This is a genomic window from Streptomyces sp. NPDC017676 (assembly GCF_044329325.1).
Classification (GTDB): domain Bacteria; phylum Actinomycetota; class Actinomycetes; order Streptomycetales; family Streptomycetaceae; genus Streptomyces.
Genome location: NZ_JBIRJA010000002.1, coordinates 338,222 through 357,052, shown reverse-complemented (window position 1 = coordinate 357,052; position 18,831 = coordinate 338,222). Strand labels below are relative to the sequence as shown.

The following is an 18,831-nucleotide window of genomic DNA, read 5'->3' as shown; positions in this document are numbered from 1 at the left end:
CCCCAGAGACGGTACGGGCTAGAGCAGGCCTAGCCTATGCGCTCGGGCACCGGGCGCCTCGCACGCACCCGCGCCCCGCGAACGCGCCGCGACCCCGACGGCGCTCACCGGCCGGCCCGGCGTCGCGGCTGCCCCGGTCCGGCGGAGCGGCTACGCCTTGCTGTGCGAGAACAGCTTCAGCACCGGAACCCCCACCTTGTGCCGGGCCCGGGAGGCCCAGTCCCGGTGGAAGAACTCCTCCACGTAGTGCGGGTCCGTCAGCACGATCACCTCGTCGGCGCCCACCTCGGCCACCAGTGACTTCAGCGCGTCCAACGGGTGGTCCTCGACCAGCCGCCCCTCCGCCGGGCTCCCCGCCGAGCGCAGGGCCTGGAGCGACACGTCGAGGGCCTGCTGCCCCACGCTCCGGGCCTCCTGCCCCTCCGGCGTCTCGCCTTCCCGCACCGCCTCGTCGAGTTCGCCGAGCGCGATGTCGTCGATGGCCCGCAGCAGCCGGTCCGCCTGCTCGCCGCGCGGCTGGAGCAGGACGTGGAAGGAGACGGACTCGTCCCCGTGCAAGGTGGTGACGAACTCCACGTCGGCGGACGTCAGGGCCTTCTCGATCATCAGAACGCTTGTGAACACCAGGCGCCTCTCTCCTCCGAGGGCCCGGCAGGGCCCGTGCGGAAACCATCCTTCCCCGTGATCGCACGGGTACTGCCGGACCGAGTCCGTCTGCCGGAAGCTGACCGGAACGGTCGATTCCGCCGATATCGGGACTGACGGTGACATCAGCACCAACGATGGCGTCAGGACCGACAGTAACGACCGAACAGAAATCCGTCCTGCTCCAGCAGGGACACGAGTTCGAACCGGTGCGGGACGGCCACCGACGGCCCCCCGGCGATCCGCTGCGCGTTCCCCGCGGTGAGCGTCGGCGAGACCGTCAGACACAGCTCGTCCAGCACCTCCGCGGCGATGAGCTGGCCGAGCAGCCGGGGCCCGCCCTCGGTGAGCAGCCGGGTGTGGCCGAGACCGGCCAGGGCCTGGACCGCCCGAGCGGGCTCGACGCCCATGCCCTCGCCGGCGATCACCACCTGGGCGCCGGCCCGCTCGGCGGCGGCGATCCGGTCGGGGGCGGCCGCGGCGCCGGTGAGGATCAGCGTGGGCACCAGGGGCGAGGTGAACAGCGGCAGCGTGAAGTCCAGCTCCAGGCTCGCGGTGACGATCGCGATCGCCGGGACCGGCGTCTGTCCGGCGGCCGCGCGGGCCCCGGCGAACTCGTCCCGCACACGGGCGGGCCGGTACCCCTCCTGCCGTACCGTTTCCGCCCCGACCACGACGACGTCCGCGAGCGCCCGCAGCGTGCCGAAGATCCGCATGTCGGTGGCGCTGGAGATGGGCTGCGAGCGGCCCTCGTGCTGGGCGGCGCCGTCGAGCGAGGAGACCATGTTCGCCCGCAGCCACGGCCGCGGGGCGCCCGGCGCGGGCTCCGGGTAGGCGTACGCGGCGGCCAGCTCGGCGAGGCTCCACTCCCGGTCCACGACCGCGGCGGCCCCGGCGGGCCCCCCGACGGGCGGGCGGACCCCGCCACCCGCCGCACCGCCCGGCGCACCGGCCCCCGCGGTACCACCGACCTCGCCGGCGGCACCGCCCTGACCTGCCGGGCTCACCTCCCCCACCGGTCCCGGGCCGGCGCTCCGAGCACCCCCCGCGGGGGCCTGGGCTGCTGTTTCTTCGGTCACAGGGAACAGGCGTCGCATGCCGTGCAGTGTGACACGGCGCTTAGCATGGAGAACTGTGTCGTCCTCCACCGCCGCCCCCGGTTCCAGCCCGCTGCCGGAAGCCGGCCCCCTGTCCCTGTGTGCCCGCGAGCCGCACGTGCCCGCGGAGCGGCTGGTCGCCGAGATGGTGCCGCCGCCGCGCTTCGACTCGGTCCGCTTCGCCACGTACATCCCGGACCCGAACCAGCCCAGCCAGACCGAGGCCGTCCGGGTCCTGGAGGGCTTCGCGGCCGGGCTCGGCGGGGCGCACGCCTCCGGCGCCGGCAAGCGCGGCCTCTTCGGCTTCGGCCGGGCCAAGGCGCCCAAGGCCCCGGCCGGCCCGCGCGGGGTGTACCTGGACGGCGGTTACGGCGTCGGCAAGACCCACCTGCTCGCCTCCCTGTGGCACGCCACCCCGGCCGAGCCGTCCCGCAAGGCGTTCGGCACCTTCGTGGAGCTGACCAACCTGGTCGGCGCGCTCGGCTTCCAGCAGACCGTGCGGACGCTCTCGGAGCACAGGCTGCTGTGCATCGACGAGTTCGAGCTGGACGACCCCGGTGACACGGTCCTGGTGTCGACGCTGCTCGGCAAGCTGGTCGAGGCTGGCGTGGCGCTCGCCGCCACCTCCAACACGCTGCCCGGCAAGCTCGGCGAGGGACGCTTCGCCGCCGCCGACTTCCTGCGCGAGATCCAGGGCCTGTCGGCCCACTTCCGCACCCTGCGCATCGACGGCGAGGACTACCGGCACCGCGGCCTGCCCGAGGCCCCGGCACCCTTCTCGGACGAGGAGGTCATGAAGACGGCGTTCGCCACCGAGGGCGCCTCGCTGGACGACTTCGCGCATCTGCTGGAGCACCTGGCGAAGGTGCACCCGAGCCGGTACGGCGCGCTCACCGACGGGGTGCGGGCGGTGTGCCTGACCGGTGTGAAGCCGGTGCCCGACCAGTCGACGGCGCTGCGCCTGGTGGTGCTCGCGGACCGGCTCTACGACCGCGAGGTCCCGGTGCTGGCCTCGGGGCTGCCGTTCGACCGGCTGTTCAGCGAGGAGATGCTGAACGGCGGCTACCGCAAGAAGTACTTCCGCGCGATATCCCGGCTCACCGCGCTGGCCCGGGACGCGAAGGGACTGGTCGGCGCCTAGCCGTCACGCCGGCCGTCCAATAGTCGATCAAGTCACTGCGGGTCAAGGGCGGGTTCACGCCACGCCACCCGCACTTTTCACGCTCTCTTGCGCGCTTAACGCGCAGTTAACCCTGCAAAGGACTCTGCAGGGTTAACGTGTTTCTTGACCATCCATTGACCAACCCTTGGTCTGGACAAGAAACGCGAACACGGCGGAGGGGGGCTCATGTTCCGAGGTGCGACCGTGCGGACGCTGCTGACCCTCCTCGGCGTGACACTCCTCGCCTTCCCTCTCTTCGCTCCCGCGGAATCCTTCGCACCCGCGCACACGTTCGGTCAGGTGCTGGCCAAGGCCGAGACCGGAACCACCCCCTCCGCACTGCCGGTACGCGAAGGGGCGGCGGACAAGGTCCGCGCCCCCGGCCGCCCAGGCGACCCCCCGGGCATCCCGCACGTCCGCGACCGGCAGCGCGGCCCGGCCTCCGGCTGCGCGCAGGAGCGCACCCTCATATCCGGCCGGACGGCCGAGACGGGCCCGTCGGAGCCCTCCGGCGGGCCGCACCACCCCACCCCGAGAGCCTCCAGAGCCCACGCGCCGGCAGCGCTCCAGGTCTTCCGCTGCTGACGGACGGGCAGCTCTCTCCCCCCACAACCGTCGTTCAAGTCCGACGCGCCGGACAGGCGCGCCAGGAGGAACCCACACATGCAGCCCCTCATCGACAACGCCCGCACCTTCGGACAGCGCCCTGAGGAGTTCGCCAGACTCGCCGAAGGCCAGTCCCCGCAGGTGCTGTTCATCACCTGCTCCGACTCCCGGGTCGTCCCGGCCCTGATCACGGGCGCCCGCCCCGGCGAGCTGTTCGAGCTGCGCACCGCGGGCAACATCGTCCCGCCCCACGCCTCCGAGCACCCCACCAGCGAGGCGGCCACCATCGAGTACGCCGTGGAGGTGCTCGGCGTCCGCGACATCGTGGTCTGCGGCCACTCGCACTGCGGCGCCGTCGGCGCGCTGGTGCGCGGTGACGACCTGACCGCCGTACCGGCCGTGCGTGACTGGCTGGCGTCCGCCACCCCGCGCCCGGCCGGCGCGGCCGAGGACCCGGAGGTCGCCGAGGGCGTGCAGAGCCACGTACTGACCCAGTTGCTGCGACTGCGCTCGTACCCCTGCGTCGAGCGCAGACTGAAGGAGGATCAGCTGGCCCTGCACGCCTGGTACTACGAGGTGCACACCGGTGCCGTACGGACGCACCGCCCGCAGACCGACACCTTCGAGGCCCTGTGAGCGCGCCGATGACCGACAACCGCACCCTCATATCCCGTTTCCCCCACCTCAGGCAGGACTTCGCCGCCTCCCTGGTGGTCTTCCTGGTCGCGCTGCCACTGTGCGTGGGCGTGGCCGTCGCCTCCGGGGTGCCGGCCGAACTCGGCCTGGTCACCGGCATCGTGGGCGGCATCGTCACCGGGCTGATGCGCGGCAGCAGCCTCCAGGTGTCGGGACCGGCGGCCGGCATGACCGTGCTCGTCTTCGAGGCGGTCAAGGAGTTCGGGCTGCCGGTGCTCGGCGTGATCGTTCTCGTGGCCGGAGCGCTCCAGGTGGCCATGGGCCTGCTGCGGCTGGGCCGTTACTTCCGCGCCATCTCGGTCTCCGTCGTCGAGGGCATGCTGGCCGGAATCGGTCTGGTGATCATCGCCGGGCAGCTGTATCCGGCGCTGGCGGCGAAGGCCCCGGACTCCGGTCTGGGCAAGATCGCCGGGGTGCCCGGCGCGTTCCTGGACGCCCTCGGCGACACCGGCGCCCTCGCCTCGCTCGCGGTGGCCGCGGGCACGATCGCGGTGCTGCTGCTGTGGAAGCACACCCCGGCGAAGGTGCGGGCGGTGCCCGGCCCGCTCGCCGCGGTCGGGCTCGCCACGCTGGCCGCGTTCGCGCTGGACCTGCCGGTGGCCACCGTCGAGGTGCAGGGCCTGCTCGGCTCGGTCCAGCCCCCGCCGCTGGGCGCCTTCGGCGAGCTGGCCGGCGTGGGGCTGCTGGGCACGGTCGTCGCCTTCACCCTGATCGCCTCCGCGGAGTCGCTGTTCAGCGCGGCGGCCGTGGACCGGCTGCACTCCGGTCCGCGCACCCAGTACAACAAGGAGCTCGTCGCCCAGGGCGCCGGCAACATGGTGTGCGGGGTGCTCGGCGCGCTCCCGATGACCGCGGTGATCGTGCGCAGCGCGGCCAATGTGCAGGCCGGTGCCCGTACGAAGGCCTCCCGGGTGATGCACGGCGTCTGGCTGCTGCTGTTCGCGGCGCTGCTGCCCGGCGTGCTGGCCTACATCCCGATCCCGGCCCTCGCGGGCATCCTGATCCACGCGGGCGCCAAGCTGGTCCCGGTGCGGGCGCTGACCGTGCTGTGGCGCGAGCACCGCGGGGAGGCGCTGGTCCTCGCGGCCACGGCCGTCTCCATCGTGGCGGTCAGCATGTTCGAGGGCGTGCTCATCGGCCTCGCGCTGGCGGTGGTGAAGACCGCCTGGGAGGCCTCGCACGTCAAGCTGGAGATCGTGGACAAGGGCGCGGGACCGATCGAGGCGCACCTGTCCGGGAACGCGACCTTCCTGCGGCTGCCGAAGATCCTCGACAGCCTGGAGTCGCTGCCCCAGGACCGCCCGGTCCGGCTCGACCTGTCCGGGCTGCACCACCTGGACCACGCCTGCCGTACGGCCCTGGAGAACTGGGCCGCGCGGCACAGCGCGGCGGGCACGGAGCCGGTGAAGCTGCTCACGGCCGCCTGACGCCCGCCCGTGGGGCCGGGGCGCCGAGACCTCTCGGCATCCCGGCCCCACGGGCCTATCGTGGCAACAGCAGACAAACCGGCCTCTGGATGAGGAGGTCACCATGGTCGAGGACCTTCTGGTGACCCTGGCGGCGGCGGGCTCCGCCGGTGTGGTGTACCTGGCGATGGCGGCGCGGGTGGTCAAGCAGTACGAGCGCGGTGTGCTGTTCCGGCTCGGCCGGGTGGCAGGAGACGTGAGGGCGCCGGGCCTGACCCTGATCATCCCCTTCGTGGACCGGCTGCAGAAGGTCAACATGCAGATCGTGACCCTGCCGATCCCGGCCCAGGAGGGCATCACCCGCGACAACGTCACGGTCCGGGTGGACGCGGTGGTCTACTTCCGCGTGGTCGACGCCACGAGCGCCCTGATCAAGGTCGAGGACTACAAGTTCGCGGTGTCGCAGATGGCCCAGACGTCCCTCCGGTCGATCATCGGCAAGAGCGATCTGGACGACCTGCTCTCCAACCGCGAGAAGCTCAACCAGGGCCTGGAGCTGATGATCGACAGTCCGGCGGTGGGCTGGGGCATCCAGGTCGACCGGGTCGAGATCAAGGATGTGTCCCTTCCGGACACGATGAAGCGGTCGATGGCCCGCCAGGCCGAGGCGGACCGTGAGCGCCGGGCCCGGATCATCAACGCCGACGCGGAACTGCAGGCCTCCAAGAAGCTCGCCGAGGCCGCCCAGCAGATGTCGGGGACGCCGGCCGCGCTCCAGCTGCGGCTGTTGCAGACGGTGATGGCGGTGTCGGCCGAGAAGAACTCGACGCTGGTCCTGCCCATCCCGGTGGAACTGCTGCACTTCCTGGAGCGGGGCGCGCAGCCCTCGCAGACCTCACAGTCCTCGCAGCCCTCGCTGCCGGAGAAGCCGGAGGAGGAGGTGCAGGACCGGGAGCCCGCGGCACACACCGACGGCGGCCCGCATCCCGGCTGACGAGCACCCGGGCGACCCCGGCCCGGACGGAAGGAGCGCGAGTGCGGAACAAGCCGGCCAGGAAGCTCCAGGACCTGCTGCGGCTGTCACCGGGCGAGCGGATCGACCTGTCCCGGTACGACGCCCGGGCCACTCCCGGGGCTCCGGACGGCAAGCAGGCGGCACGGGCGGAAGCGGACCGCATGGGCAAGCAGCTGGCCCGGCTCCAGGAGCGGCTGTGGGCGGCGGCCACCGCGGGTGACCACCGCCGGGTGCTGCTGGTCCTCCAGGGCATGGACACCAGCGGCAAAGGTGGCACGGTCAAGCACGTGATCGGCCAGCTCAACCCGTCGGGGTGCCGGATCACCGCGTTCAAGGCACCCACCGAGGAGGAGCGGCGGCACGACTTCCTGTGGCGGGTGCGGCGGGCGCTGCCCGAGCCGGGCGAGATCGGCATCTTCGACCGCTCGCACTACGAGGACGTGCTCATCGCCCGGGTCCGGCATCTCGCCCGGCCGGCCGAGATCGGCAGCCGCTACGGCCTGATCAACGACTTCGAGCGCTCCCTCGCCGAGGACGGCGTCACCCTCGTCAAGTGCTTCCTGCACCTCTCCTACGACGAGCAGCGGCGCCGTCTGCTGCGCCGCCTGGACCGCCCCGACAAGCACTGGAAGTTCGCCCCCGGCGACGTCGACGAACGCGCCCTGTGGCCCGACTACCAGAAGGCGTACGAACTGGCCCTTGAGCGCTGCGCGGCGCCGTACGCGCCCTGGTACCTGGTCCCGGCGGACCGCAAGTGGTACCGCAACTGGGCCATCACCCGGCTCCTGCTGGAGCGGCTGCGGGACCTGGACCCGCGGTACCCGGACGCGGACTTCGACGTGGCGGAGTGCCGTGAGCGCCTGCTGAAGCAGACGTGAGCGGACGGCCGTACCGGCGGACGGATCTCAGCCGGGGGCTCCGGCGCGGGAGGATGTCGGACGAGGCGTTTCGGCGCAGGCGGACGAAGGCCGGGGCGGGATTCCGGCGCAGGCACACGTGAGCCGGGCGGGCGGGGCGGCGGACGTGGGCAGGGGTGGGGTTCCGGGGCGCGCGGAAATCGGCCCGGCCGGCATGCCCGCGCAGGCGGGTCGGCGGTGGGGCCAGACGTGAGCCGGGGCGGCCGGGGTACCCGGCGGGCATGCACGAGCAGCGGAAGGTCACCGATTCGTACTGGCTGCGGACCGCCCCGGGGCCGTCCCGTCCCGCCCTGGACGGGGATCTCGACGTGGACGTCGCCGTCGTCGGCGCGGGCATCGCCGGGCTGAGCACCGCCTATGAGCTGGCCCGGGCCGGGCGGCGGGTGGCGGTGCTGGAGGCGGGGCGGGTCGCGGCCGGCGTCACCGGCTACACCACCGCCAAGCTGACCGCCCAGCACACGCTGGTCTACGACCGGCTCCGGCGCACCCGGGGGACGGAGGGGGCGCGGCTGTACGCCCGGTCGCAGTCGGAGGCGATCGAGCACGCGGCGGCGCTGGCGGCCGAACTGGGCGTCGACTGCGAGTGGGAGACCAGGGACGCCTACACCTACGTCCGGGACCGGTCACGGGTGGACGAGGTGCGCGCGGAGGCGGACGCCGCCCGGGAGGCGGGGCTGCCTGCCGTGTTCACCACGGAGACCGGGCTGCCGTTCCCGGTGGCGGGCGCGGTCCGGGTGACCGGGCAGGCGCAGTTCCATCCGGTCAAGTACCTGCGGGCCGTCGCCGCCGATCTGCTCGCGCGCGGCGGCGAGGTGTACGAGCGGACGCGGGTCACCGGTATGACGGAGGGCGAGCCGTGCCGGCTGACGACGGAGGCCGGCGCCACGGTGACGGCCCGGGACGTCGTCATCGCCACGCACTACCCGGTGTTCGACCGAGCCCTGCTGTTCACCCGGCTCTCCCCGCGCCGGGAACTGGTCGTCGCCGGTCCGCTGGGCGACGGGCCTGACCCCCACGGCATGTACATCACGCCGGACGAGAACACCCGCTCGGTGCGCACGGCGCCGTACGGCCCGGACGGGCAGCGGCTGCTGGTCGTCACCGGTGAGCACTTCACGCCCGGCACCGGCGACCCGCAGGCGGGCTTCGAACGGCTCGCCGGCTGGGCCGAGGTGCACTTCCCCGGGGTGAAGCTGGACCACGCCTGGGCCACGCAGGACAACGAGTCCACCGACACCGTGCCGCTGGTCGGCCCCCTGCACCCCGGCGCCCGGCACGCCTATGTCGCCACCGGCTTCGGCGGCTGGGGCCTGAGCGGCGGCATCATGGCCGGGCTGCTGCTGAGCGCGCTGATCACCGGCCGGGAGATCGCCTGGCGGGAGCTGTACGACCCGCGCCGGCTGAAGTCGGTGGTGCGCGAGGCGCCGTCGCTGCTGAAGACCCAGGCCGAGGTGGCCCGGCACTTCGTCGGCGACCGGCTGAAACCGCCGGTCTCGGTGGACGACCTGGAACCGGGCGACGGCGCGCTGGTCCGGTCCGGCGGCGATCGGCTGGCGGTCCATCGCGACGAGGAGGGCGCCCTGCACGCCGTGTCGGCCCGCTGCACCCACCTCGGCTGCCTGGTCTCGTTCAACCGCGCCGAGCGCGCCTGGGAGTGCCCCTGCCACGGCTCGCGCTTCGCCGTGGACGGCACGGTGATCCAGGGCCCGGCGGTCAAACCGATGGAGCAACGTGCGCTGGAGTGAGGAACGCGGGGAACCGCCGCCGTACGGGTGACCGTACCGCCGTGTCGCGGGTCGCATTAATCACATAATCGGACATTCAGCTTTATGTTCAGAGCGTGATCCCACGAGTACGCTGCATCACCGCCGTCTGTGTCCTGGGCGCGGCACTCACCGCCTGCGGCACCGCGGGCGACGGGCACCCCGCCGCCGCCCCCGCCACCCCGTCCCCCACCGACCCGCCCGTGCTCGCGCCGGGCCCCGGCGGGCTGACCCCGGTCTTCGAGCACGGCCCGCGCACCCGGGGCAAGACCGTCGCGCTGACCTTCGACGCCGACATGACCGCCGACCAGGGGCCCCGCGCGGCCTCCGGCGAGCACTTCGACAACCCGGGGCTGATCAACGCCCTGCGCACGCTGAAGGTGCCGGCGACCGTCTTCATGACCGGCCGCTGGGCCGACCAGTACCCGGCCGAGGCCCGCGCCCTGGGCCACGACCCGCAGTTCGAGGTGGCCAACCACTCCTGGAGCCACTACGCGTTCACCGCCGACTGCTACGGCCTGCCGACCGTCGACGCCGACGCCGGCGCCATGCGGGCGGAGGTCCAGCGGGCGTACGCCTCCCTCCGCTCGGCCGGCGTGCCCCACGCGTTGCCGTACTTCCGCTTCCCCGGCGGCTGTTACGACCAGCGGGCGCTGCGCGCGCTGAGCGGGCTCGGGGTGACCGCGGTCCAGTGGGACGTGGTCAGCGGGGACGCGTTCGCCACGGACGCCGACGCGGTGGTCAAGCAGGTGCTCGACGGGGTGAAGCCGGGCTCGGTGGTCGTCATGCACTGCACCCGCAGCGCCGCCCCGACGACCGAGCGGGTCGTCCGCACGGTCGTACCGGAGCTGCGCGAGCGCGGCTACCGCTTCGTGAAGGTCTCCGAGCTGATCGGCCAGGCGGGCAACGGCCGCTGACGTCCTACGCTGAAGGCATGAGCGAGGACTACTGCACGATCGTCGAGACGCTGAAGCCGGCGAAGGCCGACGGTCCGCCGTACGCGGAGTGCGTGCTGTGCCGGGAGCCGACGGAGTACCCGGAGTCGTACAAGGGCATCACGCTGTGCCCCGTCTGCGAGTGGCAGGAGGCACAGCGCACCGCCTGCTCAGGGTGAGCGACGCGTGACGAGCCGGCCGGCCGCGGCGAAGGCGGCGGCCGTGAGCACGGCCGCGCCCGCCAGCGGCAGCAGCGGCACCGGTGCCCGGCCGGTCTGCGAGCCGGTGACCAGTCCGCCGACCGCCGCCTGCGCCGGGGAACCGGCCGACACCACCGCCAGCAGCGCACCCAGCAGCATCGCCGGTACCGCACGCCCCCTGGAACGCAGCACCGGCCGGCTGGTGAGCGCACCGACGGCCGTACCGAGCAGGGCGCAGGCGAGGGCGGCCGGCAGGCCCGCGGCGGCGGCCCGGAGCCGGGGCACGTGGACCCGGTGGCCGTTGCTCGCCGGGTCGCTGATCAGCGTCACCACCACGATGGCCGCCACCCCGAGCAGCACGGCCACCAGCAGCGCGGTGAGCAGGCAGGCGAGGTGTGCGCGGGCGGGGCCGCGGGCGGCGGCGACGCAGGCCCGGGCCGCGGGCGGCTCCGCGGTGACACAGATCCGTACCAGCCAGGCGGCCACCGGCAGCAGACCGGCGGCCGTGTAGCCGAGCGAGCCCAGCACCGGCTGGCCGCTCTGCACGCCGACGCCCAGGAACGCGACGTACAGGATCACCGGGGGCAGCCAGCGCTGGGAGCGCAGCAGCAGGTCGGCCTGGTAGCGCAGGAGCGCGGTCATGGGCGGCTTCCGGAGTCGGGGCACAACGGGTCGGGGGACAGCGGGTCGGGGGACAGCGGGTCCGGGGACGGTGGGTCGACGCTGACCACATGCCAGGGCGGGCGGGCCGTGAGCAGGGTGCGCAGCAGGATGTCGGAGTGGGACGCGGGGACGGCGAGCCGGTGGCTGCCGGGGGCGGTCTCCTCGGCGGACACGGCGATCCGTACCGCGTCCGGCGGCAGCCGCCCGCCCGGCGCCCCCCGTACGGTGACGACCGTGGCCGGTCCGGCAGGCGCACTCGGGGGGCCGGTACGGCGTTCCAGGCCCCCGTCGACGACCGCGTAGGCCGCGTCCGGCGCCCCGGCGAGCCGGCGCGGGTCGTGGTCCACGAAGACCACGGCACCCCCGGCGGCCGTCCGCTCGGCCACCGCCCGCTCCAGCTCGGCCCGCGCCACCGCGTCGAGGCCGGTCCAGGCCTCGTCCAGCACCAGCAGCTCCGGCTCGGCCAGCAGGGCCTGCGCGACGGCGACCTTCTGGCTGCCGCCCTTGGACAGCCGCGCCATCGGCGTACCGGCGTACGCGCCGGCCCCGAACCGCTCCAGCCAGGTGTCCGCGGCGCGTGCGGCGGCCTCCCGGCCGAGGCCGTGGACGGTGCCGAGGTGGGTCAGATAGCCGGCGGCCGTGAAGGGCAGTGCGGAGGGGAACCGCTCCGGCACGTACGCCGTGCGCGGACGGCCGCTGATCCGGCCCTCGCTGGGCGCGTCGAGCCGGGCGAGCAGCCGGAGCAGGGTGGACTTGCCGCTGCCGTTCGCCCCTTCGATGCGGGTGAGGGTGCCGGGGGCGATGACGAGGTCGACGCCTCGCAGTACCCAGGGGCCGCGGAGGCCGTGGCGACGGCCCACGCCGGTCAGGCGCAGATCACGGTGCATGGGGTCATCCTGTCGCGGGGATCCGGTGGGGGTGGCCGTTCCGGGTGGCCGTTCCGGTACGGCGCTCACGGCGCCGGCCGTGCTCAACGGGCCATGCCCCGGCTCGGTTCGGCAGCCCTGGTGCATACCGCCGCGGCCCAGGGTCCTCCGCCCCCCGGCGGCACGGACACCCCGGTGGCCGGGACCCGCACGTCGGACAGCGGACCGTCCGGGGAGGCTTCGAGCGGGCCCCGGTCGATGTCGGTCCCGGCCCGCTGGGCGAGGGCGACGACGGTGCCGACGAAGCCTTCGGAGAGGGCCAGGACGATGGTGCGGCCGGTCCGCCGGTGCCGGGCGAGCAGGGCGTGCACGAAGACCCCGAAGGCGTCCGGACCGATCTGGCACTCGTCGTCGCGCATCGGCCCGATGCCGGACGGCAGCTCCAGCTCGGCCTCGAAGACCTCCACCTGCCGCAGGAAGAGCCGGGCGGCCCCGTTGGACGGATTCCACAGCGTCTCGTCGCCGATGTCGACGTACCGACTCATGGCACTCCCCCTCCGATCGCCTCAATCGGTCAAGAGGGCTGAGGGTAACCAGCCGGTTCACCGGCAAGCCCGGAATTCGCCGCGCGGGCCCCTCGCCCGGCCCTCGCGTTGATCGGTCCGCCCGGGGCTTCGTAGGCTGGGCTCCCGTGAGCCACGTTCCCGCCCCCGCCGCCGACAGCCCCGTCCAGCCCGCACGCGATCCGCGTGACGAGGCGCCCCAGTTCGTCCTGCCGCTCGTGGTGCGGATCGAGCGGGGCGCCCCGCCGGCCCGTACCGACGCGCTGGAGACCGCCGCCCGAGCCGTCCTGACCCTGCTCGGCGACGAGCGGGCGCACGGCGACGGCGAGTGGGCCGAGGCGGTGCGCGACTGGGAGGACGCCCGGATCCGGAAGGTGGTGCGCCGGGCCCGGGGCGCCGAGTGGCGGCGCGCCGAGGCGCTGCCCGGGATCACGGTGAACGGCGCCTCCGCGGAGGTCCGGGTCTTCCCGCCGATCCCGCTGGACGGCTGGCCGAAGGACCTGGCGAAGCTCCAGGTGTCGGGCACCGAACTGGACGACCCCGAACCGCCGGCTCCCGCCGATCCGGCCGACCGGCCGGTGCTCTGGCTGAACCCGGACCTGGAGATGTCGGCCGGCAAGGCGATGGCCCAGGCCGGCCACGGCGCCCAACTGGCCTGGTGGGCCCTGCCGGACACCGCCCGCACCGCCTGGCGCGAGGCCGGCTTCCGCCTCTCCGTCCGCACGGCCACCCCGGCCGACTGGCCCCGCCTGACCACCAGCGGCCTGCCTGTCGTCCGCGACGCCGGTTTCACGGAGATCGCCCCGGGCTCGTGCACGGTGGTGGCGGAACATCCGGCGTTGCGCTGACCGGGGAGCACCTCGCCGTCCCGCAACCTCAAATGTTGCTCTGAACGCGACAGGAGGGGGTTCGGCGGCGGTCGCCGGGGCCATATCCCCGTCACTCGACGCAGCAGCACGGGCCGAGGAGGGGGAAGCACCATGCGGCGACTGGGGACGGGGATCGGGTGGCGGCCGGAGATCGCGGACGCCGTGGAGCGCATGCCCGGCATCGACTGGGTGGAGGTCGTGGCGGAGAACGTCTGCCCCGGGCACCTGCCCGAGTCGCTGCTGCGGCTGCGGGAGCGCGGGGTGACGGTGGTCCCGCACGGTGTCTCCCTCGGTCTCGGCGGCGCGGACCGGCCCGACGAGGGGCGGCTGACGGCGCTCGCCGAGCGGGCGGAGGCGCTCGGCTCGCCGCTGGTCACCGAGCACATCGCCTTCGTCCGGGCGGGCGGGGCGCTCACCGCGTCCCCGCGCCTGGAGGCCGGCCATCTGCTCCCCGTGCCGCGCACCCGGGACGCGCTGGACGTGCTGTGCGAGAACGTCCGCATCGCCCAGGACGCGCTGCCGGTGCCGCTGGCCCTGGAGAACATCGCCGCGCTGTTCTCCTGGCCGGGCGAGGAGCTGACCGAGGGCCAGTTCCTGTCCGAGCTGGTCGAACGGACCGGCGTACGGCTGCTGATCGACGTGGCCAACCTGCACACCAACCACGTCAACCGGGGCGAGGACCCCGCCGCGGCGCTGGCCTCGCTGCCCCTTGAGGCGATCGCCTACGTCCATGTCGCGGGCGGCTTCGAGCGCGACGGCGTCTGGCACGACAGCCACGCGCACCCCGTACCGCGACCGGTCCTCGACATCCTGACCGGCCTCGCCGCCCGGGTCGCACCGCCGGGGGTGCTCCTGGAGCGGGACGATAACTTCCCCGAACCGGCCGAGCTGGAGCGGGAGTTGGAGGCGATCCGGGAAGCGGTGACGCTCGGGCGCGCGACGGCCGGCGCGGTGGCGGGTACGGCGCGGACACCGGCCCCCGGGGGTACGCAGGCCGGCGGTGTCGGTGTCCTGGCGCGGCCGGTGGCGGGGCCGGTGGCGGGCGTGCGTGAGCGGGTCGGGGTCGCGCAGGCCGCCGTGCTGTCGTCCCTGGTGGCGGGGACGCCGGTGCCCGAGGGGTTCGACCGGGTGCGGATGGGGGTGCAGGCGCGGGCGCTCGCGGCGAAGCGGGCGGGGGTCGTGGCGAAGGTGGCGCCCGAGCTGCCGGTGATCCTCGGGCCCGGGTACCGGGAGGCGTTCCTGGAGTACGCCCGGCAGCGGCCGATGCGTGGGGGCTACCGGCTGGACGCGCTGGACTTCGCCGGCCACCTGCTGAAGCTGGGGCAGCCGGGCAACGCGGGGGCGCGGCGCGAGCTGCGGGACTGGTGGCTGCACCGAGCGGGCCCGGCACCACGGAAACGCGGGCTCGTGGAGCGGGTGCTGCGCCGCGGGCTCTGAACAGGTCGACCCAGGCGGCCCCGAAGGGGCCGGGGAACTGCGCGACCAGCCAGGACACACCCACGGCCGCCGACAGACCCACCACGCCGACGGCACTGCGGTCCCCCAGGGGCGCGAGGAACTGCGCGACCAGCCACGACACACCCACGGCCGCCGACGGACCCGCACCAGCCCCCCGGTACCGCGAACGGCCCCCGCACCCCCGCCCGCGAAGGCCCCTCCCGACTCCCCAGTAATATGCCAACCCCGCACCCACCCCCAAGCACCCCGGCGTGCGGCGCAGGAGGCATCATGCGACCGCGACCGCGTCCCCCGGTCAACGGCCGAGGCATATTCAGCGGCACCGGGCTCATCGTCACCGGCCTGGCGGCGACGGTCGTCGCGCTGCTCGTGCCGCTGTGGTCGTACGCCGACCGGCAGGACGACCCGGCGAGCGCGAGCGTGCTCAGCGCGCAGACGGTGACGACGCCGTACGGCCCGCTGTCCGCGCAGGACCGGGACTTCGTCACCAAGGTCCGGCTGGCCGGGCTGTGGGAGCTGCCCGCCGGGGAGCTGGCGCAGCGGAAGGGGACCACGCCCGCCGTCCGCACGGCCGGCCGGCACCTCGTCGACGGCCACACCTCACTCGACGCGCACGTCCGGACGGTTGCCACCCAGCTCGGCATCGCCCTGCCCAACGAGCCGAACGAGCAGCAGAAGCAGTGGCTCGCCACCCTGGACACAGCCGGGGGCCAGGACTTCGACCGCCAGTTCGCCGGCTTGCTCCGGCTCGCCCACGGCCGGGTGTTCTCCCTGGTCGCGCAGATCCGGGCCGGCACCCAGAACTCCCTGGTCCGCGATCTCGCCGACGACGCCAACGCGACCGTCCTGGACCACATCAAGGTGCTGGAGGCGACCGGGTACGTCGACTTCGGCGCACTGGCCAGGGATCTGGCGGCCCCCGCCTCCCCGGTGCCGACCCCGTCGGAGGTCGATCCGAGCGCGGCCGTACCGGTCCAGCCGTCACCGGCCGAGCCGACAGCGGGCCAGGCATCGCAGAGCCAGGCATCGCAAGGCCAGGCGTCACAGGGGCAGGCACCGCGGGACCAGGCGTCACAGGGCCAGACCTCGCCCGGTGAGACCGTCTCGCTGCCGCCGGCCACGAGCAGCCCGCCGCCGGCCACGAGCAGCCCCTGACCAGCCCGGAAAGCGGAACGTCACAGACCGGCAACACTCCGTCCGGATCCTGGAAAGGGCATGGCGTCCGCCCAGTCCTCTGGCATAGAAACACGTCATGTTCTGGGTCCTTCTCCTGCTCCTGGCCTGGGGTTTCGCCGGTACGGCCTGCACCCGGCTGTGCCTGGCGGCCGTCCGCGCGGCAGCCGCGGACGGGCGTGACGCGCCGACGGACGGGCAGCGCGATCTGACGCTGTACGAGGCGGCCTTCCTCTCCGGCGGCCCCGCGCGGGTCGCCGATGTGACCATGGTCTCCATGGCCCGCCAGCGCCGGCTGCTGCTCGCACACACCGGCTGGGCCACCGTCGTGGACCCGCGGGGGCGCGATGAGATGGAGCGGTCCGTCATAGGGGCCATAGGGCCGGACGGGCAGTCGCGGATCGCGCCGGTACGGGCCCGGGCGGCCGGCGCCGAGGCCGTGCGACGGCTGGCCGACGGACTGGTCCGCGCGGGTCTCGCGGTGCCCGAGGGCACGGGGACGACCGTGGGGGCCGCCGTCCGCCAGGTGCGCGCGTCCGTGCTCGTCGCGGCCGCGCTGGGCGTGACCGCGCTGCTGCTGCCCGTCCGGACCGGGACGCCCCGGCTGCTGGTGGGCCTGTGGTTCGCCCTGCCCCTCATCCTGGCGCTGAGCTGTCTGGCCATCGCCCGGTTCGAGGTGCACCCGTACTCGCGCTGGGCCGCGCCGGCCGGGCAGCGGCTGCTGAGCGCGCTGGCCGGGAAGCCGGCCGGTGACGAGCGGTCGTTCCTGACCTCCGTCGCCGTACGCGGCATCCGCGCGATAGGCGAACCGGAGTTGCGCGCGGCCCTCACCCACCGCGACCAGCCCTGGCGGGAGTGAGGCACCGCGAAGCAACCCGCGGAGCGGGGGCGGCTTCCGGGGGCGCATAGGGGGCATTGGGGCCGACACCGGCCCGACGGTGCTTGCCTTCCCCCACAGCCGACCGAAATATCCCTTCTGTCGTCGCCGGGCCGTGGCAGCCGTGCCATCGCCGCCGCGCACCGAAGGGATACGCGATGAAAGCTGCCGCCCTCTACTCGGCCGCCGGTTCCTTGCTCCTGACCACCCTGGCCGCGGCCCCGGCGGGCGGCACGCCCGGCACTCCCGGCACGACGGGCGCCCCCGGCACGGCCGAACTGCGCGGTACCGCGGTGGCCGTGGCCCGCGCCCGGGCGGCCGGTATCGACTTCGGTCCGTGCTCCGCCGCCGACGTCCCGGAGGCGCCGGCCGGCGTGCGGTGCGGCACGGTGAGCGTCCCGCTGGACTACGCGCACCCGAACGGCAAGCAGATCCGGCTGACCGTCAGCCGTGCCGAGGCCACCCACAAGGACCCGCGCAACAGCAAGCGGAGGGTCCCCCGGCAGGGCGCCCTGGTCTTCAACCCGGGCGGCCCCGGCGCCTCCGGCATGTACTTCCCGCTCATCGGCACGATCCCGGCATGGCAGCGGATCGCCGCCGCCTACGACCTCGTCGGCTACGCGCCGCGCGGAGTGGGCCGGTCGGCGCCGCTGTCCTGCGAGGACCCGAAGCGCTTCTTCAAGGCGCCCACCGCGTCACCGACGCATCCGTCACAGGCGTACAAGCGGCAGCGCATCGCGCAGGCGAAGGCGTACGCACGCGGCTGCGCCCAGCGGTCCGGGAGCGGGCTGCGGTTCTACAACTCGCTCAACAACGCCCGTGACCTGGACGTCCTGCGGGCCGCGCTGGGCGAGGACCGGCTGACCTTCATGGGGGCGTCGTACGGCACCTACTTCGGCGCGCTGTACGCCACGATGTTCCCCTCCCACGTGCGGCGCATGGTGCTGGACTCGGCGGTGAACCCGGACCCGCAGAAGATCTGGTACCGCAGCAACCTGGACCAGTCGGTGGCGTTCGAGGAGCGCTGGGCGGACTTCCGTGACTGGATCGCCCGGCACGACGACGTCTACGGGCTCGGTGCCACGCCCGCGCGGGTGCAGCGCAGCTACGACACCGCGCGCGAACGGCTGGCCGGGAAGGCGGCGGGCGGGACGGTCGGTCCCGGCCAGTTGCAGAACGTCTTCCTCGCGGCCGGGTACTACGACGACTTCTGGCCGAGCCGCGCGGCGGCGCTCTCGGCGTATCTGCACGGTGACCCGAAGCCGCTGGTCCGGCTGGCCACACCGAGCCCGGAGAGCGCCGTCGAGGCGGAGAACGGCAGCGCGGTGTACACGGCCGTGGAGTGCAACGACGCGCCCTGGCCGACGGACTGGGCGGTGTGGGACCGGGACAACACGCGGCTGGCCCGGGTCGCCCCCTTCGAGACCTGGGACAACGCGTGGATGAACCTGCCGTGCGCCTACTGGCCGGCACCCCGGCAACGGCCGCTGGACGTGCGGACCGGGCTCGGTGAGCTGCCGCCGGTGCTGGTCCTGGCGGCCGAGCGGGACGCCGCCGCGCCGTACCAGGGCGCGCTGGAGATGAACCGGCGGCTGGCCGGCTCGGTGCTGGTGACCGAGCGGGACGCGGGCACGCACGGCGTCGGCGGCGGGCCCAACAGGTGCGTCAACGGGTACCTGGAGGCGTACCTGCTGGAGGGCCGCGTCCCGGCGCGGCACGCGTCGTGCGCGCCGCGCCCCGAACCGGTCGCCTCCGGCGGCCCGGCCGACAAGGGGGTTCGGCGGGATGCCCTCAAGGGCAAGGGCATCCGGCGTTAGGGCCTCTCGTTCGGATCATGCCGGGCTCGCGGGCCCTGGCTCCGTGCCTCGCCGCGTTGTCGTCGGTTGCCATGGCTCCGCCATGGCGCCCTGCTCCGCCTTG

At 74.1% G+C, this 18,831-nt stretch carries 19 protein-coding genes; 14 read left to right on the top strand and 5 right to left on the bottom strand.

Translation table 11 applies throughout. The features are described from left to right. Window positions 1-150 precede the first annotated feature (150 nt). Both ACH4LD_RS05805 and ACH4LD_RS05800 read right to left on the bottom strand, forming a co-directional pair. The gene (locus ACH4LD_RS05805; RefSeq protein ID WP_207928202.1) at window positions 151-624 is read right to left on the bottom strand and encodes an indole-3-glycerol phosphate synthase; all 474 of its coding nucleotides are present in this window, start codon (window positions 622-624) and stop codon (window positions 151-153) included. A 164-nt stretch (window positions 625-788) separates the two neighbouring features. Further along, window positions 789-1,742 carry a pyrimidine reductase family protein gene (locus ACH4LD_RS05800; RefSeq protein ID WP_398054367.1) on the bottom strand — a complete coding sequence of 318 codons (954 nt, stop codon included), beginning with the start codon at window positions 1,740-1,742 and terminating at the stop codon, window positions 789-791. Window positions 1,743-1,779: 37 nt separating this feature from the next. Here ACH4LD_RS05800 and zapE point away from each other — a divergent pair, with 37 nt between their 5' ends. The 9 genes from zapE to ACH4LD_RS05755 all read left to right on the top strand — a co-directional run bounded on the left by zapE (window position 1,780) and on the right by ACH4LD_RS05755 (window position 10,421). Continuing rightward, entirely contained in the window at window positions 1,780-2,883 is a 1,104-nt protein-coding gene (gene zapE, locus ACH4LD_RS05795; protein ID WP_132783186.1) for a cell division protein ZapE, read from the top strand. A gap of 225 nt (window positions 2,884-3,108) precedes the next feature. After that, entirely contained in the window at window positions 3,109-3,489 is a 381-nt protein-coding gene (locus ACH4LD_RS05790) for a hypothetical protein (RefSeq protein ID WP_398054368.1), read from the top strand. Between the two features lie 78 nt (window positions 3,490-3,567). Further along, window positions 3,568-4,146 (top strand): carbonic anhydrase, encoded by a 579-nt coding sequence (locus tag ACH4LD_RS05785; RefSeq protein ID WP_132783188.1) that lies wholly within the window; start codon window positions 3,568-3,570, stop codon window positions 4,144-4,146. Between the two features lie 8 nt (window positions 4,147-4,154). Then, the gene (locus tag ACH4LD_RS05780) at window positions 4,155-5,633 is read left to right on the top strand and encodes a SulP family inorganic anion transporter (RefSeq protein ID WP_398054369.1); all 1,479 of its coding nucleotides are present in this window, start codon (window positions 4,155-4,157) and stop codon (window positions 5,631-5,633) included. 103 nt (window positions 5,634-5,736) lie between these two features. Further along, window positions 5,737-6,606: a slipin family protein gene (locus ACH4LD_RS05775; RefSeq protein WP_398054370.1), complete on the top strand. Its 870-nt coding sequence runs from the start codon at window positions 5,737-5,739 to the stop codon at window positions 6,604-6,606. A 41-nt stretch (window positions 6,607-6,647) separates the two neighbouring features. Beyond that, window positions 6,648-7,505, top strand: coding sequence for a PPK2 family polyphosphate kinase (locus ACH4LD_RS05770; protein WP_398054371.1), 858 nt, complete (start codon window positions 6,648-6,650; stop codon window positions 7,503-7,505). A gap of 260 nt (window positions 7,506-7,765) precedes the next feature. Beyond that, window positions 7,766-9,289 carry an FAD-dependent oxidoreductase gene (locus ACH4LD_RS05765; RefSeq protein WP_398054372.1) on the top strand — a complete coding sequence of 508 codons (1,524 nt, stop codon included), beginning with the start codon at window positions 7,766-7,768 and terminating at the stop codon, window positions 9,287-9,289. A 95-nt stretch (window positions 9,290-9,384) separates the two neighbouring features. Then, window positions 9,385-10,224 (top strand): polysaccharide deacetylase family protein, encoded by an 840-nt coding sequence (locus ACH4LD_RS05760; protein WP_398054373.1) that lies wholly within the window; start codon window positions 9,385-9,387, stop codon window positions 10,222-10,224. A 17-nt stretch (window positions 10,225-10,241) separates the two neighbouring features. Then, on the top strand, window positions 10,242-10,421 hold the full coding sequence (locus tag ACH4LD_RS05755; protein WP_398054374.1) for a hypothetical protein: 180 nt from the start codon (window positions 10,242-10,244) through the stop codon (window positions 10,419-10,421). Here the strand turns inward: ACH4LD_RS05755 and ACH4LD_RS05750 are convergent. The 3 genes from ACH4LD_RS05750 to ACH4LD_RS05740 all read right to left on the bottom strand — a co-directional run bounded on the left by ACH4LD_RS05750 (window position 10,413) and on the right by ACH4LD_RS05740 (window position 12,516). Beyond that, window positions 10,413-11,084, bottom strand: a complete 672-nt coding sequence (locus ACH4LD_RS05750) for an ABC transporter (protein WP_398054375.1) — start codon at window positions 11,082-11,084, stop codon at window positions 10,413-10,415. The genes ACH4LD_RS05755 and ACH4LD_RS05750 overlap by 9 nt on opposite strands. Continuing rightward, the gene (locus ACH4LD_RS05745) at window positions 11,081-11,992 is read right to left on the bottom strand and encodes an ATP-binding cassette domain-containing protein (RefSeq protein ID WP_398054376.1); all 912 of its coding nucleotides are present in this window, start codon (window positions 11,990-11,992) and stop codon (window positions 11,081-11,083) included. Before ACH4LD_RS05745 ends, ACH4LD_RS05750 begins: the two co-directional genes overlap by 4 nt. 83 nt (window positions 11,993-12,075) lie before the next feature. Beyond that, complete coding sequence (locus ACH4LD_RS05740) at window positions 12,076-12,516, bottom strand: DUF6086 family protein (protein WP_398054377.1); 441 nt, start codon at window positions 12,514-12,516, stop codon at window positions 12,076-12,078. Window positions 12,517-12,662: 146 nt separating this feature from the next. On the opposite strand from ACH4LD_RS05740, the gene ACH4LD_RS05735 reads away from it, so the two are divergent. From ACH4LD_RS05735 to ACH4LD_RS05715, 5 genes are all read left to right on the top strand, one after another. Beyond that, window positions 12,663-13,382: a peptidyl-tRNA hydrolase gene (locus ACH4LD_RS05735; RefSeq protein WP_398054378.1), complete on the top strand. Its 720-nt coding sequence runs from the start codon at window positions 12,663-12,665 to the stop codon at window positions 13,380-13,382. Window positions 13,383-13,514: 132 nt separating this feature from the next. Further along, window positions 13,515-14,840, top strand: coding sequence for a DUF692 domain-containing protein (locus ACH4LD_RS05730; RefSeq protein ID WP_398054379.1), 1,326 nt, complete (start codon window positions 13,515-13,517; stop codon window positions 14,838-14,840). A gap of 291 nt (window positions 14,841-15,131) precedes the next feature. After that, window positions 15,132-16,016, top strand: coding sequence for a DUF4142 domain-containing protein (locus ACH4LD_RS05725; protein ID WP_398054380.1), 885 nt, complete (start codon window positions 15,132-15,134; stop codon window positions 16,014-16,016). 97 nt (window positions 16,017-16,113) lie between these two features. Continuing rightward, window positions 16,114-16,893 carry a TIGR04222 domain-containing membrane protein gene (locus tag ACH4LD_RS05720; protein WP_398054381.1) on the top strand — a complete coding sequence of 260 codons (780 nt, stop codon included), beginning with the start codon at window positions 16,114-16,116 and terminating at the stop codon, window positions 16,891-16,893. 176 nt (window positions 16,894-17,069) lie between these two features. After that, entirely contained in the window at window positions 17,070-18,728 is a 1,659-nt protein-coding gene (locus tag ACH4LD_RS05715; protein WP_398054382.1) for an alpha/beta hydrolase, read from the top strand. The last annotated feature ends 103 nt before the right edge of the window (window positions 18,729-18,831 follow it).

Coding starts and splice junctions, on each gene's coding strand:
- ACH4LD_RS05800 (WP_398054367.1), bottom strand. CDS start 1,742: ATGCGACGCCTGTTCCCTGTGACCGAAGAAACAGCAGCCCAGGCCCCC.
- ACH4LD_RS05785 (WP_132783188.1), top strand. CDS start 3,568: ATGCAGCCCCTCATCGACAACGCCCGCACCTTCGGACAGCGCCCTGAG.
- ACH4LD_RS05780 (WP_398054369.1), top strand. CDS start 4,155: ATGACCGACAACCGCACCCTCATATCCCGTTTCCCCCACCTCAGGCAG.
- ACH4LD_RS05775 (WP_398054370.1), top strand. CDS start 5,737: ATGGTCGAGGACCTTCTGGTGACCCTGGCGGCGGCGGGCTCCGCCGGT.
- ACH4LD_RS05765 (WP_398054372.1), top strand. CDS start 7,766: ATGCACGAGCAGCGGAAGGTCACCGATTCGTACTGGCTGCGGACCGCC.
- ACH4LD_RS05755 (WP_398054374.1), top strand. CDS start 10,242: ATGAGCGAGGACTACTGCACGATCGTCGAGACGCTGAAGCCGGCGAAG.
- ACH4LD_RS05750 (WP_398054375.1), bottom strand. CDS start 11,084: ATGACCGCGCTCCTGCGCTACCAGGCCGACCTGCTGCTGCGCTCCCAG.
- ACH4LD_RS05745 (WP_398054376.1), bottom strand. CDS start 11,992: ATGCACCGTGATCTGCGCCTGACCGGCGTGGGCCGTCGCCACGGCCTC.
- ACH4LD_RS05740 (WP_398054377.1), bottom strand. CDS start 12,516: ATGAGTCGGTACGTCGACATCGGCGACGAGACGCTGTGGAATCCGTCC.
- ACH4LD_RS05730 (WP_398054379.1), top strand. CDS start 13,515: ATGCGGCGACTGGGGACGGGGATCGGGTGGCGGCCGGAGATCGCGGAC.
- ACH4LD_RS05725 (WP_398054380.1), top strand. CDS start 15,132: ATGCGACCGCGACCGCGTCCCCCGGTCAACGGCCGAGGCATATTCAGC.
- ACH4LD_RS05720 (WP_398054381.1), top strand. CDS start 16,114: ATGTTCTGGGTCCTTCTCCTGCTCCTGGCCTGGGGTTTCGCCGGTACG.
- ACH4LD_RS05715 (WP_398054382.1), top strand. CDS start 17,070: ATGAAAGCTGCCGCCCTCTACTCGGCCGCCGGTTCCTTGCTCCTGACC.